The organism is Xenorhabdus sp. NBAII XenSa04 (assembly GCF_963866145.1).
In the GTDB taxonomy this organism is placed as follows: domain Bacteria; phylum Pseudomonadota; class Gammaproteobacteria; order Enterobacterales; family Enterobacteriaceae; genus Xenorhabdus; species Xenorhabdus indica.
The window spans coordinates 74,656-92,014 of the sequence record NZ_CAWMEB010000090.1 but is presented as its reverse complement, the minus strand read 5'-3'; the positions used below and the strand labels follow the sequence as shown (position 1 = coordinate 92,014).

At 44.4% G+C, this 17,359-nt stretch carries 15 protein-coding genes and 1 riboswitch; of the genes, 6 read left to right on the top strand and 9 right to left on the bottom strand.

What is annotated here, in order from left to right; all coding sequences use genetic code 11:
- Positions 1-19 precede the first annotated feature (19 nt).
- Positions 20-1,180, top strand: coding sequence for a glutathionylspermidine synthase family protein (locus tag AAC147_RS05015; RefSeq protein ID WP_047679301.1), 1,161 nt, complete (start codon positions 20-22; stop codon positions 1,178-1,180).
- Between the two features lie 5 nt (positions 1,181-1,185).
- Here the strand turns inward: AAC147_RS05015 and ygiD are convergent, their stop codons facing one another.
- Together ygiD and ribB are read right to left on the bottom strand one after the other, a co-directional pair.
- Positions 1,186-1,962 (bottom strand): 4,5-DOPA dioxygenase extradiol, encoded by a 777-nt coding sequence (gene ygiD / locus AAC147_RS05010; protein ID WP_047679299.1) that lies wholly within the window; start codon positions 1,960-1,962, stop codon positions 1,186-1,188.
- Positions 1,963-2,291: 329 nt separating this feature from the next.
- Entirely contained in the window at positions 2,292-2,945 is a 654-nt protein-coding gene (ribB, locus tag AAC147_RS05005) for a 3,4-dihydroxy-2-butanone-4-phosphate synthase (protein ID WP_047679297.1), read from the bottom strand.
- Between the two features lie 120 nt (positions 2,946-3,065).
- Positions 3,066-3,313: riboswitch (FMN riboswitch) on the bottom strand.
- A gap of 176 nt (positions 3,314-3,489) precedes the next feature.
- Between ribB and ubiK the strand changes: the two genes are divergently transcribed.
- Positions 3,490-3,768 (top strand): ubiquinone biosynthesis accessory factor UbiK, encoded by a 279-nt coding sequence (gene ubiK / locus AAC147_RS05000; RefSeq protein ID WP_047679293.1) that lies wholly within the window; start codon positions 3,490-3,492, stop codon positions 3,766-3,768.
- A 114-nt stretch (positions 3,769-3,882) separates the two neighbouring features.
- Here ubiK and hldE read toward each other — a convergent pair whose 3' ends face one another.
- The 3 genes from hldE to AAC147_RS04985 form a co-directional block, all read right to left on the bottom strand.
- The gene (gene hldE, locus AAC147_RS04995; RefSeq protein ID WP_047679291.1) at positions 3,883-5,307 is read right to left on the bottom strand and encodes a bifunctional D-glycero-beta-D-manno-heptose-7-phosphate kinase/D-glycero-beta-D-manno-heptose 1-phosphate adenylyltransferase HldE; all 1,425 of its coding nucleotides are present in this window, start codon (positions 5,305-5,307) and stop codon (positions 3,883-3,885) included.
- 96 nt (positions 5,308-5,403) lie between these two features.
- Complete coding sequence (glnE, locus tag AAC147_RS04990) at positions 5,404-8,271, bottom strand: bifunctional [glutamate--ammonia ligase]-adenylyl-L-tyrosine phosphorylase/[glutamate--ammonia-ligase] adenylyltransferase (protein WP_047679289.1); 2,868 nt, start codon at positions 8,269-8,271, stop codon at positions 5,404-5,406.
- 25 nt (positions 8,272-8,296) lie between these two features.
- A complete protein-coding gene (locus AAC147_RS04985) occupies positions 8,297-9,232 on the bottom strand; it encodes a CYTH domain-containing protein (RefSeq protein ID WP_047679287.1) in 936 nt (311 codons plus the stop codon).
- A 328-nt stretch (positions 9,233-9,560) separates the two neighbouring features.
- On the opposite strand from AAC147_RS04985, the gene AAC147_RS04980 reads away from it, so the two are divergent.
- Positions 9,561-10,181, top strand: a complete 621-nt coding sequence (locus tag AAC147_RS04980) for a TIGR04211 family SH3 domain-containing protein (protein ID WP_047679285.1) — start codon at positions 9,561-9,563, stop codon at positions 10,179-10,181.
- Positions 10,182-10,211: 30 nt separating this feature from the next.
- The gene (locus AAC147_RS04975; RefSeq protein ID WP_047679283.1) at positions 10,212-11,366 is read left to right on the top strand and encodes a multifunctional CCA addition/repair protein; all 1,155 of its coding nucleotides are present in this window, start codon (positions 10,212-10,214) and stop codon (positions 11,364-11,366) included.
- On the opposite strand, the gene folB is transcribed toward AAC147_RS04975, so the two are convergent.
- A complete protein-coding gene (gene folB, locus AAC147_RS04970) occupies positions 11,363-11,716 on the bottom strand; it encodes a bifunctional dihydroneopterin aldolase/7,8-dihydroneopterin epimerase (protein ID WP_156115322.1) in 354 nt (117 codons plus the stop codon). The genes AAC147_RS04975 and folB overlap by 4 nt on opposite strands.
- Positions 11,717-11,824: 108 nt before the next feature.
- On the opposite strand from folB, the gene plsY reads away from it, so the two are divergent.
- Entirely contained in the window at positions 11,825-12,487 is a 663-nt protein-coding gene (gene plsY / locus AAC147_RS04965; protein WP_047679279.1) for a glycerol-3-phosphate 1-O-acyltransferase PlsY, read from the top strand.
- Between the two features lie 187 nt (positions 12,488-12,674).
- Positions 12,675-13,712 (top strand): zinc-dependent alcohol dehydrogenase family protein, encoded by a 1,038-nt coding sequence (locus AAC147_RS04960; protein WP_047679278.1) that lies wholly within the window; start codon positions 12,675-12,677, stop codon positions 13,710-13,712.
- A 159-nt stretch (positions 13,713-13,871) separates the two neighbouring features.
- Here AAC147_RS04960 and AAC147_RS04955 read toward each other — a convergent pair whose 3' ends face one another.
- From AAC147_RS04955 to AAC147_RS04945, 3 genes are read right to left on the bottom strand one after another with little or no spacing between them, the layout of a single operon-like run.
- Positions 13,872-15,029 carry a DUF4056 domain-containing protein gene (locus AAC147_RS04955; protein ID WP_369793126.1) on the bottom strand — a complete coding sequence of 386 codons (1,158 nt, stop codon included), beginning with the start codon at positions 15,027-15,029 and terminating at the stop codon, positions 13,872-13,874.
- Entirely contained in the window at positions 15,026-16,177 is a 1,152-nt protein-coding gene (locus AAC147_RS04950; protein WP_047679274.1) for a BamA/TamA family outer membrane protein, read from the bottom strand. The genes AAC147_RS04955 and AAC147_RS04950 overlap by 4 nt, the downstream gene beginning before the upstream one ends.
- Positions 16,177-17,196, bottom strand: coding sequence for a hypothetical protein (locus AAC147_RS04945; protein ID WP_047679504.1), 1,020 nt, complete (start codon positions 17,194-17,196; stop codon positions 16,177-16,179). Before AAC147_RS04945 ends, AAC147_RS04950 begins: the two co-directional genes overlap by 1 nt.
- Positions 17,197-17,359: the final 163 nt, after the last annotated feature.

The window sequence follows — 17,359 nt, the reverse complement described above, 5'->3', positions numbered from 1 at the left end:
GGTGAGTGATTAAATAAAGATGAAACGCATTAATATTAATGAGCGCCCGGACTGGCGCGAAAAAGCAACAGAATATGGTTTCAATTTCCACACCATGTATGGTCAACCCTACTGGAGTGAAGAGGCTTATTATCAATTCAGTCTGAGCCAGATTGAAGAAATTGAAGGCGTCACCGAAGAACTGCATCAGATGTGTTTGCAGGTTGTGGAAAAAGTCGTCAACAATGAAGAACTGCTGACTAAATTTCAGATCCCTAAGCATTGTTGGGAATTTGTCCGTTCTTCATGGGTAACCAGCCAACCTTCACTCTATTCCCGCCTGGATTTAGTCTATGATGGCCAGAATCCACCAAAATTACTGGAAAACAATGCAGATACCCCGACATCGCTGTATGAGTCTGCTTTCTTCCAATGGATCTGGCTGGAAGACCAGATGAATGCCGGCAATCTGCCCTCAAATGCAGATCAGTTCAATAGCTTGCAAGAAAAATTGATTGAGCGTTTTGAACTGTTACGTGAAAAACACGGGTTTGGCCTGCTGCATATGGCCTGTTGTCAGGATAGTGAAGAGGATCGTGGCACAATCCAATATCTACAGGATTGTGCTTCAGAAGCGGGTATGGCAACGGAATTCCTGTTTATTGAGGAAATTGGGCTTGGCGAAAAGGGGCAGTTTACGGATTTGCAGGATCAAGTGATCAGCAATCTGTTTAAGCTGTATCCGTGGGAATTCATGCTGCGTGAAATCTTCTCGACCAAACTGGCTGATGCGGGAGTCCGTTGGCTAGAGCCTGCATGGAAGAGCATTATTTCCAACAAGGCGTTACTGCCAATGCTGTGGAAAATGTTCCCAGATCACCCAAATCTGTTGCCTGCTTATTTTGCCGATGAACGTCCGGCAGAGATGAACAGCTATGTAATTAAGCCTTTCTTCTCCCGTGAAGGAGCCAATATTCGTATTATCGAAAATGGCCGGGAAATTGCCAACGCCGATGGCCCATATGGTGAAGAAGGTATGATCGTTCAGCAGTTCCATTCCCTGCCGAAATTCGGCGATAGTCATGCGCTGGTAGGTAGCTGGTTAGTCAATGATCAAGCGGCGGGTATCTGTATTCGTGAAGATCGTGAATTAATCACACAAGATCTGTCCCGTTTCTACCCGCACATTATTCTGGATTAAGTTATTTATCCAAATTGGATTGTCAACATACTCAAAGAGCCGTCTTCAATACCTTCAACAGGCGTCGAAATTGGCTCTTTTTTATCCCATGTTCCCAACACATAGAAAAGTGGCAGAAAGTGTTCTGATGTCGGGTGAGATAACTTACCATCTTCTCTGTCCAGAGCCTGCAATAAAGGATGTGGTTCCTCAAGGCTGGTCAAATTTTCGCGCACAAACTGTTCAAAAGACAGAGCCCACGAATAAGGCTCAGCTCCCAACTGCTCTGCAAGCTGATTATGCACGACATTCCCGCTTCCTATGATCATAACGCCTTCATCACGGAGCATAGATAATTTCTTACCCATCTCATAATAGAAAGAAGTGGATTGATTACGATCTATACTCAGTTGGATAACAGGAATAGCCGCATCAGGATACATTTTAGCTAATATTCCCCAGGAGCCGTGATCTAAACCCCATTCTTCAAAATCCGTTTCGACCTCAATGGGTTCAAGAATATCCTGTACCAATACAGCCAGTTCAGGAAAACCTTTCGCTGGATATTGTTTCTCATGTAACTCTCTGGGAAAGTTGCCAAAATCATGGATAGTTCTTGGTTGGGCCATTGCTGTCACAGCAGTGCCATTTGTATACCAATGCGCAGAAATCACCAGAATTGCCCTTGGTGTGGGTAACTTTTGTCCCAATTCGAACCAGGAACGTGAATAACAGTTGTCTTCAATGGCATTCACTGGACTACCATGACCAATGAATAATGCGGGTATTCTCAGGAGACTCATTTTCGTCCCTCATGCGGCAAATCAAACATGATAGTTATGATAATGACAAAAAAATTATGGCAAGATTATGAAGCTTCGTCCTTGAATGTGACCAATCAAAAAATAATGGAGCACTTCAAAAATACTGAAAGGCCACAGGGTGTGGACTGCGGCCTTACAAGCGTACATGCGATATAACTGATATATTCTACCCCGTCCGACCCTTTATGCCGAACTATTTTTACCCCTCATCCGTCAATTTGCAGTTTTATTGGCTGTGTATTGAGAATTATGGGGTATTCCATGCTAGTTGGAAGGCAATTTCAGTAGAAAAAAACAACTATGCTGAGTCAGCTAACCGCTTTTTCCATCTTAATACGATAATCAACCAGATCGTCAATGGTGACCACTGGCATATCGTGCTGTTTTGCAAACTTAATAACCTCAGGCGCTCTGGCCATTGAGCCATCATCGTTTGTCAGTTCACACAGCACCCCGGCTGGTTTGAAACCCGCGAGTTTCATCAAATCAATCGTCGCTTCGGTATGGCCACGGCGGGTTAACACCCCCCCATTCTGTGCCCGCAGAGGGAAAACATGCCCAGGGCGATTCAGATCATTCGGTTGCGCGCCATCAGCTATGGCTGCACGAATGGTAGTAATACGATCTGCGGCAGAAACGCCGGTTGTTACTCCCTGTGCAGCTTCAATAGTGACAGTGAAAGCTGTCTGATATTGGCTGGAGTTGTTTTCGACCATCATAGGTAACTGCAATTGCTGACGGCGTTTTTCCGTCATACAAAGGCACACAATCCCACTGCCATGACGGATAGTTAATGCCATTTGTTCCACAGTCATAGTTTCGGCAACGAAAATCATATCACCTTCATTTTCACGATTTTCATCGTCCAGTACCATTACACCATGGCCTGCACGCAAAGCAGCTATCGCACGTTCGACACGTTCAAATGGCGTACCATAAGAAGAAAGTAGCGTCTGATTCATGGTAAAAAAACCTCTTTTAAAATGTATGGATTACCAGAATCAGGGCGATTTTGAGGAGTTGATATTGCTTAAAAATACAGCAATAAAAACAACAGACGAGCGCAAGCGCCCGGTTGATACTGTTATTCTCTCCCATCCGGACTATCACCGTCGGCTCCAGAATCACACTGGATCTGCTGACCTCTGTTTTATCCTCAGTTGTTATGATAATCAGGTACGAAAATTAGTTTCTGACAACCAATTTTTGACAACACGTTTCTATCAAAAAAGGATAATGACAAACAGAGCGCTCGCGGGCTTCATGAAATCACCAAAAGTCATTTCACTTTACCGCCGGTAGGGACTTTCACCCTGCCCTGAGATAAACAATTTGACTATAACGTTTATAATTCATCAGAGCAATCGACAAAAGCAAATATAAAACCGATCTCTCAATCAATTGTGCTTTTGTCATCAGGTATTAAAATAGCAACAACACACTGTTTTGTTATTCATTTAACAGCCCTGTCATTTAAACAGCGCAGCCATTAAAAGGATGATCATCATGCTCGATCCCAAAAAAATTGAACAAATTGCCCGCCAGATCCACAGTGCTATGCCGAAAGGCGTAAAAGAGTTCGGTGATGATGTAGAGAAGAAATTGCGTACTATATTGCAATCCCAACTGAGTAAACTGGATCTCGTCAATCGTGAAGAGTTTGATATCCAGACTCAGGTATTACTGCGTACTCGTGAAAAATTGGTTAGTATGGAACAGCGCCTGAGTGAACTGGAAGCCCGTCTCGAAAGCCAACAACCAAGTGCTGAAAAGAAAGCGGAATAACGGTATTGAGGAGAATTGCTACAAGAGACAATTCTCCTGCTTATTCAGGCAATGCCGTTTATGTCATAAATTAAATAACGAAAGGAACATAACGGCATTATGATGCGGGTAATCTTACTGATTTTTAATTATTTTGATGATGTTGGTCGTTGAGATCCCATCTTCAAAGTTTAATACCTTCACTTCTCCACCAGCAGCCCAGACTTCTTTGCTACCGGCAATCTCTTCTGGCTTATAATCCCCACCTTTGACCAGAATATCAGGCAAAATTCCCGCAATTAAGCGCTGTGGTGTATCTTCTTCAAATGCCACGACCCAATCCACCGATTCCAGCGCAGACAATACGAGCATCCGTTGTTCCAGTGGATTCACTGGACGTGTTTTCCCTTTCAGGCGCTTGGTTGAAGCATCACTGTTCACTGCCACGATCAGACGATCGCCCAGTTTACGAGCATTGGACAAATAAGATACATGACCCGCATGAAGAATATCAAAACAACCATTAGTCATCACGATACGCTCACCGCGCTGACGCGCCTGTTCGACGACTTCTTTCAGACGTGATTCATCCATCACACCAAAGCCCGTTTCTGCACGACCGCGTACTGCGTTTTCCAGCTCTACCTGAGACACAGTAGATGTTCCCAATTTTCCAACCACGACCCCGGCGGCTGCGTTAGCAAGATAACAGGCCTCCGCCAATGGTTTTCCTGCTGCGATTGCCGCTGCCAAAACACCAATCACTGTGTCACCAGCCCCCGTTACATCAAAAACTTCTTGTGCCTGCGTTGGTAAATGCAGCGGTGGCTGTCCCACACATAGCAGGCTCATGCCTCGTTCAGAGCGGGTGATCAACAGGGCTTTCAGCTCCAGATCCTGCACCAGTTGCGTGCCTTTCTGTACCAGCTCGTCATCATCTTTGCAATGACCAACCACAGCTTCAAATTCTGACATATTCGGTGTCAATAATGTTGCACCACGGTAACGTTCAAAGTCGTTGCCTTTGGGGTCGATCAAAACAGGAACACCTGCTTCATTCGCCAATTTAATCATTGCCTGAACCTGATTCAACGCTCCCTTGGCATAATCTGAAAGCACCAGCGCTCCGATATTTGGCAAGGATTGCTGGATTTTTTCCAACATTGGCTGTGCGTCTACGTTCTGGAACCCTTCTTCAAAATCCAGACGGATCAGTTGCTGATTACGGGATAAAATACGTAGCTTCGTGATGGTTGGATGCGTTGCCACAGGAACAAAATCACACTGAACTTTCACGCTGCTGAGTTTTTCGCTCAATGCCCGCGCAGCATCATCAATACCCGTCAATCCCACTAAATGTGAGTGGGCACCCAGTGACGCGATATTCATGGCGACGTTAGCCGCTCCTCCCGGACGCTCCTCAATGGTATCGACCTTAACGACAGGAACCGGAGCTTCCGGTGAAATGCGGCTGGTTGGGCCGTACCAATAACGATCTAACATGACATCGCCAACAACCAAAACACCTGCGCGGTGAAAATCAGGGAGTGCTACGTTCATCCCATGCTCCAAATATCAAAATAAATTGTTGCGGATATTACCATAACCAACCTAAATACCAGCAAGAACCTCAGAAAAAGCCTATTCCTCTCTGGTTTATTCTGCCCGATTAGCACCAAGCCACTTCTGCCAGCTATTGTGTACCCGTGTTTTCTGCTGGCTGAAACGTTCAACAGAGACACGATTGGATAACGCCTGCAAAGTAAGATGATGCAGTTCATTGCGCAAACTGATATAAGCCTGTGTTAATGCCACTGCTTCCTGTTTATCCATAATATTGTGTTCAGCCATGAGTTCAAAAATGCGAACATTATCAGACCAGCGGGTCAATTTGGCATTTTCCTGTGCATAACGCAGTACCTGATATTGAGCGATAAATTCAATATCAGTGATCCCACCGGGATCGGCTTTAATATCAAACTGGTCATGTTGATGACTTCCCAAATGTCGGTACATTTTTTCGCGCATCTCACGTACCTGCTGACGCAGTAGATCAGGATCACGCGGCATACATAAGGTTTCCCGACGAATGCGTTCAAAATCCGCCCGCATTTTTTCATCGCCAAATACCATACGGGCCCGAATCAGTGCCTGATGTTCCCACGTCCACGCTTCGTTTTTCTGATAATCATCAAAAGCCTCAAGAGTACTGACCAACATCCCTGATTCACCGGACGGACGCAAACGGGCATCAACTTCATACAACACACCCGACGCTGTTCGGGTACTGAACAAGTGAATAATGCGCTGAGCAAGACGCAAATAGAATTGACGGGCATCAATAGAACGAGCACCATCAGTCATTACACCCATCGGACAATCCAGTAAAAATACCAGATCCAAATCAGAACCATAACCCAGTTCCCAACCGCCCAATTTACCATAACCAATAATGGCAAAACCAAGCCCCTGACGCTGAGATAAATGCGTCGGTACACCATAACGTTTTACCATCTGATGCCAGGCCTGTTGGACTACCGCACCGATAATCGCTTCTGCCAGATAAGTCAGGTGATCACTGACTTTCATAATCGGCAGAGCTCCTGCTATATCTTCTGCGGCTATCCGTAATAATTGCGCCTGTTTGAATTGCCTCAACGCCTCCAGCAATTGTTCTTCATCATCTTCCGGGATGCGCAATAAATATTGATACAGTTCATCCCGATAAGCCTCCAGGGGCAAAGGCTCGTACAACGAGGTAGGATCGAGTAATTCATCTAATAATAAAGGATGACGACTAAGCTGGCTGGCAATCATCGGAGAAGCGGCACACAGACGGATAACGTGGGTCATCACCTGTTCTGATTCCAGCATCAGCTCCAGATAAGTGGTTCGGCTGACAATACTGAGCAGCAAAGGAATAACCCGCTCCAACACAGTATTTGTATCTTCCCTTGCCCCCCTTTTCTTTGTCGCGATCTTTACCAAAAGGCGTGGCATCAAATGATCCAGCACATCACGCCCCCGTGGGCCAATGGTGCGTTTACTGATGTCGTGACGTAACAATGCAACCATATCGAGCATTTTTTGGGCTTCAGACTCATTCAGATGAGGAACAAGCACCATCAGTTCATCCCTGTTCAGGCTTTCCTGCCATAAACTTTTAAACGGTACATGTGCAGCTTCCTCATTATTTTCTTCCGCTTCATCTCCTATCAGGTGCTGAAAAATGTCCCGGACAGCAGACATTTTTTTTGCTGCTTCCACGACTAATTCATTCCAGTCAGCAAATCCCATGCCCCAGGATAAACGGGCACGATCCAGTTCATTTTCCGGTAAAGTTTGTGTCTGTTGATCACGAATAGATTGCAGCAGATTCTCCAACCGACGCAAAAACAGGTAACTTTCTTCCAGTTTCCTGACCTGCTCTGGCGTCAATAACGCCAATGTTTCGATGGATTTCAGTGTCAGTAATAATGAGCGGGATTGCAGGCTGGGTTCTCGACCTCCACGAATCAATTGAAATACCTGCGTGATAAATTCAATTTCCCGTATCCCTCCCGCTCCCAGTTTAATATTGTCTTTTAAACCCCGTCGGCGCACTTCCCGTTCAATCATGCCTTTCATATTGCGTAAAGATTGGATCACGCTGAAATCAATGTAACGACGAAATATAAATGGCCTCAACATTTGACGTAGTTCATAACAATATGCCTGATCATCAGGCCCCAAAATCCGGGCCTTTATCAAAGCGTAACGCTCCCAGTCCCGTCCCTGTTCCTGATAATAATCCTCCAGCGCCGGAAAGCTGAACACCAATGGCCCACTGTCACCAAACGGACGTAATCGCATATCAACACGATAAACAAAACCATCCACCGTCTGTTGATCCAATACCTTGATAAGTTTCTGACCCAATCGGGTAAAAAACTGGGAGTTATCCATCTCGCGGCGACCACCTTGTGTCACCCCATTTTCTGGATACGCAAAAATCAGATCGATATCAGAGGAAAAATTAAGTTCTCCTCCTCCCAATTTCCCCATGCCAAGGATCAACAACGGCTGCGTTACACCCGCTTGATCAGTCGGTGTTCCCCAATCCTGACAACAATGCCGATACAACCAATCGCGGGCAGCGATAATCAAACTTTCAGCTAACACACTTAACTGTTGCAGCGTTTGCTCTGTCGTGCTTATTTGCAGCGCTTGCAACCATGCGATTCTCACCAGCATCTTGTGACGAAAAAGACGCAGAGCCCGCATCAGTGAATTTTCATCACCAACCACTGACAAAGTCTGATTCAACCAATCTGCGTAGTGTTGCCACTCATCAGGCTGAGGGGGATTCTGACGCATTTCAACCAACCATGCAGGATGTGACAGTATGTTTTCTGCGACAAAATCACTCAGTATCAATGCTGCCTGTTCATGAGGTGCAAAGACTTCTGTTGTTTCTGTCGCTTGCTGGAAATTCGCAATAACCTGTTGTAATCGTTGAGTTAAAATTGATGAAAGTGGCAACATAAGTCAGGTTTCCCTTTTTTAATTGTTATTGAGCCATCAACCACTGAGTCAACGCCAATTTGCATTGCAACCATTTTGCGCTGTAACACAATACTTCTGCATCATCGGTAGAAAGCGCCTCTTTTAATTCAGATAATAAACCCAGTGCCGGAACCGTTGCTCCTTGCTTTTCAGTCAGAAGTTTTACCCATTCCAGAGTCTGTTCTAATCCTGTTTTTCCTGCGGCTATTCCTGCCAGCCACTCTTCTTCCTGCGCCTGCCACTGCTCCAGAATTCCGGCAAGAAGAACAGATAACGGTTGCTGCCATTCGAGTGTTTCAGTTGTTTTTCCTTCCTCCCACTTGGCAGGAGATTTATGACTGGCAAGAGCATATCCCCGCGCAGCTTTACTCTTGTTCGCCAACCGCAAGCCACCCTGTATTGCCAGTTCATCTGCTAATAACAACACATCTGACACATTGCCTGTTTTCAACTCCAGTTCAAACTCACAAATTGGCGAGGTTCTCTCTCCAGCCCGGATTTCCCCCTGATCCAACACAACTTCAATTTCACTCTGACCATAATTCACAACCCATTTTTCACGGCAAAAATTTGTACTGAACAACTCAGTCAATTGAGCCTGCAATCGGGTAAGGTCAGTATTCTCAGGCCAGATTTCAGCAGGAAAGCGAGCTAAATCCAGTTCTGGCTGCGGAAGAGGAACATTAAATTCCGGCCGCTGATGGAGACCTCCGATAACTCGCCCCGCTGTTTTGATAGTCATCTCATACTGTTCATCAAAACCACGGATACGTAATCCCATATCCCAACGGCGCAATTGATTATTCTGTGTTTCAAAGTAAATATTAGTTAAATGTTGTGGTGACGTGTAATGATTAGGAAGCTGAAACAACTGGTGACGAATTGCCAATATCGTTTCGGGTTTTACAGACAGTTTCAACTCTACCTCTATAGAACGCATATTTTTTCTCTCTCAATTAACACAGGGCGGATCATGTTTAATCCTAACCACCACTTTTTCAGGAACAGGAAAAATAAACCACAACTGTGTGTTATCTCAACAATGATTGTGTTATTTCAACAATGGCTGTGTTATCTCAATAAGAATTGTGTGACATCGCCAAGTAATCGTATTACTCCGGCAAAAAAACGCTAACAATGCCTGTATTCGGTCAGTTAAATGAGGATTCATTCTGGTTTACTGATTGCACCCGCAAACTTTACTCTTTACTATCAGTTTGCAACCCTATCAGTTTGTAACCCATACACCAAAAACAGTAGAAGACAGAATGCAAAAATTACATCGATTACTTATTTTATTACTCGGTCTTACACTTCCATTATCCGTGTATGCTGAGGAAAAACGTTACGTCTCTGATGAATTATCAGCTTACATTCGCAGCGGCCCCAGTAATCAACATCGCATTATGGGTTCATTAAATGCCGGTGCTGAGGTTATTCTGGTCAATCCAAAATCAGAGAATGGCTATTCACAAGTAAGGGATAACAAAGGGCGTACAAGCTGGATCTTAACCAGTGAGCTCAGCGCTATTCCTAGCCTGCGTGAACGCATTCCCGCCATGGAGCAGAAGATCAAAACTCTGACCGAACAATTGGCTAATATTGATAATAGCTGGAATCAACGCACCGCAGAAATGCAGAACAAAGTGGCGGCCAGCGATAAAATCATCAATGATTTAAAAACAGAGAATGCAAAGCTCCAGAGCAAGTTGACTGTAGCGGAGAAAAAAGTCGAAATTGCCAACTTACAACTGGATGATAAGCAAAGAGCCATTATTTTGCAGTGGTTCATGTATGGGGGTGCAGTTGCAGGTATTGGCTTATTGTTAGGTCTTGTACTGCCACATATCGTTCCACGTCGTAAACGCAAAGATCGTTGGATGAGCTGATTTAAAGGCGGTAAGTTTAAGGACACTAGAGTGAAAGTTTATTTGGTTGGTGGTGCCGTTCGTGATCAACTGCTGGATCTGCCGATTACAGAAAGAGACTGGGTTGTCGTTGGTGGCAGCCCGCAAGAGCTGTTATCTCAGGGATACCAACAGGTTGGAAAAGATTTTCCGGTTTTTCTGCATCCCAATACGCATGAAGAATATGCGCTGGCACGGACAGAGAGAAAATCCGGTCAGGGGTATACCGGCTTTACCTGTTACTCGGCTCCCGATGTTACTTTGGAAGAAGATCTGTTACGTCGGGATCTGACCATTAATGCCATTGCACAAACTCCTGAAGGCGAATTGATCGACCCTTATCACGGTACAGAAGATCTTAAATATCGTATCCTGCGTCATGTTTCGGAAGCGTTTTCAGAAGACCCACTACGTGTACTGCGTCTGGCACGTTTTGCTGCCCGATTTGCTCATTTAGGCTTTTCCATTGCGAAAGAAACGCAAACACTTATCTCTGCAATGACAGCGAGCGGTGAGTTATCATCGTTAACCCCTGAACGGGTTTGGCGGGAAACTGAAAAAGCACTCGCCTCACAATCTCCCCACGTTTATTTCCAGGTCTTACGTGATTGTGGTGCTCTGGCGCTTCTTTTCCCTGAAATCGATAATCTGTTTGGTGTGACTTCTATGACGAAGGATATGGGGATTCATTCTCTGAATATCCTGCAAATATCCACTCAACTGAGCACTGATATCGATATCCGCTTCGCCTCACTTTGCACTCACACCGGAAACAAACAGATTAAGCAGATGTGCGAACGGTTACGCATACCTAATTCAGCACGTGACCTTGCCGGTATCGTGGCGCAATATTATGACTGGGTACATACTGCTGAACAATTATCGGCAGAAAAATTGCTAATACTGTTCAATACCATTGACGCGTGGCGAAAACCTCAACGTATTGAGCAATTAGCTGTCTGTAGCAAAGCCGATGCTTTTGCCTGTACAGGGCTAAAAACGTCTGTTTATCCACCTGAAAAATATTTGCGGGAAGCCTTTGCGATTGCCAGTCAGGTTAATGTTCAACAGATCATTGCCCGTGGTTTTCAGGGGGCTGAAATCCGTACAGAGTTAGAGCGACAACGCCAATTCGCCATTACTAACTGGCAACAAAATCAGCATTAATTCGCTCTGCGTTCAATCATGACACCCACACTTTTTGCTTGTGCTACTGCGCCTGGTTTACTGACTTTAATTCTGACCCACGGCGCCTTAAACTGCTCCAGCAAAATATCAGCCACTTCTTCTGCCACACGTTCAACTAAAGCAAATCGCTGATTTTCCACATGCCGGATCACTGTTTCACTGACTTTGGCATAGTCCAGACAGTACTCAACATCATCACTGGAAGCTGCACGTTTATTGTCCCAACCTATTTCGATATCAAACACCAGCTTTTGCTTAATTGTTTGTTCCCAATCATATACGCCAATGGTAGTAATGACGCTTAATTGTTCAATAAATACGATATCCATCACGCCGTTTCTCCGTTTTTCGGTTCACCGGATACCACTTCCGGCTAAATGTGCGTATTATCCATTGTTATAGTAAAGAAAACGACCTTTATTCATTGGAGATATCTTATGAGTGCTATCGCGCTTGGTATGATCATCTTCGCGTATCTGTGTGGCTCTATATCCAGCGCGATATTGATCTGTCGTCTGGCAGGATTACCCGATCCCCGCCAGCATGGTTCCGGTAATCCGGGAGCAACAAATGTCCTGCGTATTGGCGGCAAAGCTGCCGCGCTGGCAGTACTGATCTGCGATGTATTGAAAGGCATGATCCCTGTTTGGCTGGCATATAAACTCGATGTTCAACCTTTTTATTTAGGCATTATCGCCATCGCTGCCTGTTTAGGACATATTTACCCAATCTTTTTCCATTTCAAAGGAGGCAAAGGTGTCGCCACCGCATTCGGCTCTATTGCTGCCATTGGTTGGGATTTAATGGGATTGGTTGCCGGGACATGGGTACTGACCGTATTATTGAGCGGCTACTCCTCATTAGGTGCAATCATTGGTGCCCTCGTCGTGCCTTTCTACGTCTGGTGGTTCAAACCGGAATTCACCTTTCCTGTCGCAATGCTTTCATGTCTGATACTTATGCGACACCATGATAATATCCAACGTCTCTGGCGAGGTCAGGAAAGCCGCATCTGGCAAAAACTGAAAAAGAAACAGGAAATGACAGATAAAGAGAAACTCCAGGCAGCTAAAGAAAAAGAAGAACAACAAGATGAGTGATACATACAGCCCCAACAAGGGGCTGTTTCTATCCTGTTTCACGCCTTCCAGAGATAACAAACCCCAAGGGCCAACTTGTGTATATTTGGCTCAGAGAACACCCTCGAAGACCGAAAACGTTATATATCTGCTAAACTTCAAACAACTAATAACATAAGTGACAACTATCACCTGTGAAGGGGGTTATATGAAAGCACTTGTTTATCACGGAGCCGGAAAAAAACTCTGGGAAGAAAAAGCGCCACCCCAACTCATCGAACCAACAGATGCTATCATCCGCATCGTCAAAACAACAATCTGTGGCACAGATCTGCATATCCTCAAAGGAGACGTTCCTACTGTCGAGCAAGGCCGGACATTAGGACATGAAGGTATTGGGATCGTTGAGTCAGTTGGAGAATCCGTCCGCAATATCAAGGTCGGTGATAAAGTGATTATTTCCTGTATCACCGTCTGCGGTAGTTGTATTCATTGTAAACGTCAGCTTTATGCGCACTGTAAAGATGGAGGCTGGATCCTGGGGCATAAGATTGATGGCACACAGGCAGAAAAAGTACGTATTCCCCATGCTGATAATAGTCTTCATCGCCTGCCGGATGGTGTCGATGAAGAAGCGGCCTTAATGCTGAGTGACATTCTGCCAACAGGCTTTGAAATTGGTGTTATTAATGGCAGAGTTCAACCCGGAAATACTATCGCCTTGATTGGTGCAGGGCCTGTCGGACTATCGGCACTACTGGCATCACAATTCTACTCTCCGGCACACATCATCATGATCGATAATGATGATAACCGTCTTAGCGTCGCTCAGCAGCTCGGCGCTAACACAATTATCAATCCGACACGACAAAATGTAGCAGAAATCATCAACAAACTGACTGGTGGCTTTGGTGTAGACGTTGCCATTGAGTGTGTGGGTATCCCTGCAACTTTCAAGATATGTCAGGACATCATTGCTGCGGGTGGGTTTATTGCTAATGTGGGAGTCCACGGTAAATCCGTCGATTTACATCTGGAAAATCTCTGGATCAAAAACATCACTATTACCACTGGACTGGTCAATACAAGCAGTACTCCCATGCTACTGAAAAGCATTCAATCCGGCCGAATCGCACCTGAAAAGCTGGTCACTCATTATTATCCATTGAATGAAATAGAAACCGCTTATGACGTATTTAGTCATGCGGCCCAAGAAAAAGCATTGAAAATCGTCTTGTCAGCATAATTGATATAATTGATATAGCAGGAGTGTAGTTAAGCTACACTCCTGCTCAATCCCCGCTTTGAGGTCGTCCAAAATTGGCTTTTAGGTATTACAGTTGCTTGAGAATTAGTATTTAACCTTATCTAGTCGTTATCTAGTCGGGAGATAAAACATAAACAGCTATTTATTATTCAACAACTGTTTCATGTCCTGTTTTTCAGCTTTTTCCGCCAGCATTGGAAAATCTTTCACTGTCCAATAGCGTTGTGGCACAGGTAGGTTTTTCATCTTATCCGTTGGCCATAACTGGAATTCTGCTAACTTATCCAGCGAGAAATGTTGATAATACTCAGGCAAAGAGAGACGTAAAGCAGACTTTTCTTTATCAAATGGCATTAATGGATAACGATCATCCTGGGTTTCATAGTTCCTGCGTAGCAACAGAAATTTTTTAGAAACACGCCGATAACTGTTCCACCATACACCATCAACCTCATCAAACATCTTTTTTGTACCTGCTCTATTGTAAGTACCCAGTTCATGTAATGCGATTGGCAGGATATTTGCGATAGCAACAGAGAATTGACTTACAGAAGATGCCTGACCTTGCAAAATCAGCGTCAGTGCCAATCTCGCGCCCAACAGATTGGAATAGAGATCTTCTGGGGAAAACGCCGAAACAGCTTCTGAGAATCCGGGAATAGACTGATAGCCGTACCATTGGGCAATTTCATGCCAGGCGGCTAACTGAAAAGCGAGTTTCGCGGCCAGGTAAGCACTCAGAGTATAACGTTCAGTGGTATCTTCCGGCGGTGTGAATGCAAAAAAGTGGATTTTACGCGCTGCAAGTTCATTATCCAGCGTCAACACCCACTCTTGCCCAAGATGAGCATAAATCTGGCTAAAGAAATAAAGGGTATAGTCTGCGGTATCTCTTACATGAGCAATATCAATAAACCCGCCTTTCTCGGTATATAGCAAACCGATTTTTTCATTACTGAACCCCAATAACGCAGCACTCGCTCCCAAAACACTATCGTTATAGTGGTGTTCTCCCAATTTTTCAGCTTCAACAATATTGTCGATACTATAGAGAGGAATAGGGATCCCCAATGCTTCTGCTTTCAGGTTGTAACCGAATACACAGCACGCTCTTAACCCCTCAGGAGGATCAAGAGGGCTCAGAACTGGCCAATCGGTTTCCGCCTGTTCTTGTGTGTCACTTCTGAGCATCGGCTCGACAGGCGTAGGTGTAACGGGGGCTGATTTACTTTGGCACGCTATCAACAGAAAACTTAAAAACAATGTTGCTAGAAACAGTGTTACCAATTGCTTCAAAATGCTTCTCCAACCTGAAAATAGAACCCGGTACTGTCTTTTCCGATACCAAAATCTAACCTGACGTTCATACGTGGTTTAAACTCAAAACGATAGCCCACGCCAATTGAAGGGAGCCAATGCCTGTTACCCAATTTTGAAGGGGTATCACTCAATGTTCCCGTACCTATCCAACCAACAATACCGTGGCGCCAGTCCAGCTTATGCCTTAACTCCAATTGAGTGGTGAAGATGTTTTTGTCGCGATAGCGCCCTTCATAGTAGCCACGCATACGCCGACTATTCCCCAACAGGGATAATTGGTTCCACGGTACATCACCTGCACTAAAACGGGCATAATTATCAAAGGCTAGCACAGTTTTTTCAGATAGCTGATGATAAGTCGAGAACTGTAATTGAGTGATATGAAAATGATGATCTGCCCCTAATTCAGGGGAAAAATAGGTATAAATAAGCTCAATAGCTTGACCATGCTGAGGGTTAGGCAAAAAATCCCGTGTGTCATAACTGAAATATGCACTGACACCAGAACTTATGACAGAAGGACCACCAATGGACTGTGCAAAATATTTCTTCGCCTTAGCATCGGTGTCATTGGCATTGACGGATGAGAAATTCCAGCCTAATCCCATGTAGGTTGCATCAGCAACGCGATAAAGCACACGGGGGCGAATATCAAACTCCTGCGAGCGATAGCTTTCTTTATTGCGATTCTCCTTCCCGGCACGATAACCTTGCCCCCAATAATAGGTAGGGATGTTATTGAGCGTACCGGAAATAAATAACCTCCATTGATCATTGGCAAGAAAATTGTAATTGGTAAAATTCAGGCCAAATGCACCCGTGGATGATCCAAAACCACTAAGCCCCAGAGAAGAATTTTGACTGATATGATCGCTACTGTCAGGGCGATAAAGCCCAACCACCGCCACGCCTATCCCCACACCCATTTCAGGCGTATAAAATGGGCCGGGCAACACCCCCCAGTCAATCTTCTTGCTGGCATCGAATTGATTACTGCCACCTAACTCTTCAAGCCAGCCATCAATTTTTTGCCGATCAGGCAAGATATCTGCGTAAACTGATGTGGCTGTAAAAAGAAGAAGGCTGGATATCACCAGCCTTTTGAGCGTCATAAGGTTCAACATTAAAAACGAAACTCACCAGAAACGTAGAAGCTGTTTCGGTTACCGAAGCCAACTTCAGATAATATATTGAAATTACGGGTGACTTCGAAACGAGCACCGACAGTGTTATTCCATTTATGGGCAAGATGTTGTTTGACGTCGAATTTGATGTCTGATCTAAATTTGCCATTTTCTGCAGTATTATTAATAACTGGCTGAAACAAATCAGCTAAGTCGGATGGCAAATCAAGTTTGCTGACATCACCTTTAAAACGTTGAGTAATATCCTGATACATTGCACCAACCCATACCTGAATTTTACTATTTCCCTGACCAGTGAATAAGGGGTTGAAAACAAATTCATAACCGACGCGTGGTGTGACAACAAAAGCACTAATATCACCGTCTAAAACATCCAGATTAGTACGTGTATAGTTAGCATCCAAAGTGGCAAAAAACTGATTATACCCACCAGCAAGCGTTGCACCTCCGCCATAGCTTTTTCCTTTGAAGTTTAATTCAAAAGGAATATTTTCCATTGTGGGTTCACTCATATCACCAAAGTAAATACTATCGAGATTAGTTCTTGATATGCCCTTAGTCTTTCCATAAACACCATATACATTCAAGAAAGGTAAAACCCATGTATCCAGTTTCAGTAAATGGGTTTCATTTTTGCTCCGGGTATCACCTGCATTGACAACAAGCATATCTTTCCATGCCTGATGTACAAGTGGATTAGTAAATCCAAACTTAATACTATCCACAATAACATTCTGGCGCAGGTTCATATAACCATAACTGACACCAAATGGCTCAGGAAGATCATAGCCTTTGGCACGAGCTTCATCCCCCCAAATCGGCAGAATACGCGATTCTGATTTTGCAGAGCGGGACAAACTACCATCGCTATTCGTTTGCGGTACACCAGATTCAGTCATCGTCAATGAAAACAGTGGGCGCTCATTTTCTGCATAACTGTATGAAGTTACAAGACAGAATGTAGCGGCTAACAATTTGCTGAAGTTAGTTAAGGTCATAATACACTCAAAGGAAAATGAAAGACTCGGCAGACTAGCATAAGCCACCTTATCCATTCTTAACTAAAAATGCTTATAAATTAATAAATTACTGAAAATATTTTAATGAGTGACTTTTATACAAATAATTTCAGACTGGTTATTTTTTACTCTGATAATTTCT

Coding starts and splice junctions, on each gene's coding strand:
- AAC147_RS04960 (WP_047679278.1), top strand. CDS start 12,675: ATGAAAGCACTTGTTTATCACGGAGCCGGAAAAAAACTCTGGGAAGAA.
- AAC147_RS05015 (WP_047679301.1), top strand. CDS start 20: ATGAAACGCATTAATATTAATGAGCGCCCGGACTGGCGCGAAAAAGCA.
- ygiD (WP_047679299.1), bottom strand. CDS start 1,962: ATGAGTCTCCTGAGAATACCCGCATTATTCATTGGTCATGGTAGTCCA.
- AAC147_RS04980 (WP_047679285.1), top strand. CDS start 9,561: ATGCAAAAATTACATCGATTACTTATTTTATTACTCGGTCTTACACTT.
- hldE (WP_047679291.1), bottom strand. CDS start 5,307: ATGAACGTAGCACTCCCTGATTTTCACCGCGCAGGTGTTTTGGTTGTT.
- ribB (WP_047679297.1), bottom strand. CDS start 2,945: ATGAATCAGACGCTACTTTCTTCTTATGGTACGCCATTTGAACGTGTC.
- ubiK (WP_047679293.1), top strand. CDS start 3,490: ATGCTCGATCCCAAAAAAATTGAACAAATTGCCCGCCAGATCCACAGT.
- AAC147_RS04950 (WP_047679274.1), bottom strand. CDS start 16,177: ATGTTGAACCTTATGACGCTCAAAAGGCTGGTGATATCCAGCCTTCTT.
- AAC147_RS04985 (WP_047679287.1), bottom strand. CDS start 9,232: ATGCGTTCTATAGAGGTAGAGTTGAAACTGTCTGTAAAACCCGAAACG.
- folB (WP_156115322.1), bottom strand. CDS start 11,716: ATGGATATCGTATTTATTGAACAATTAAGCGTCATTACTACCATTGGC.
- plsY (WP_047679279.1), top strand. CDS start 11,825: ATGAGTGCTATCGCGCTTGGTATGATCATCTTCGCGTATCTGTGTGGC.
- glnE (WP_047679289.1), bottom strand. CDS start 8,271: ATGTTGCCACTTTCATCAATTTTAACTCAACGATTACAACAGGTTATT.
- AAC147_RS04945 (WP_047679504.1), bottom strand. CDS start 17,196: ATGACCTTAACTAACTTCAGCAAATTGTTAGCCGCTACATTCTGTCTT.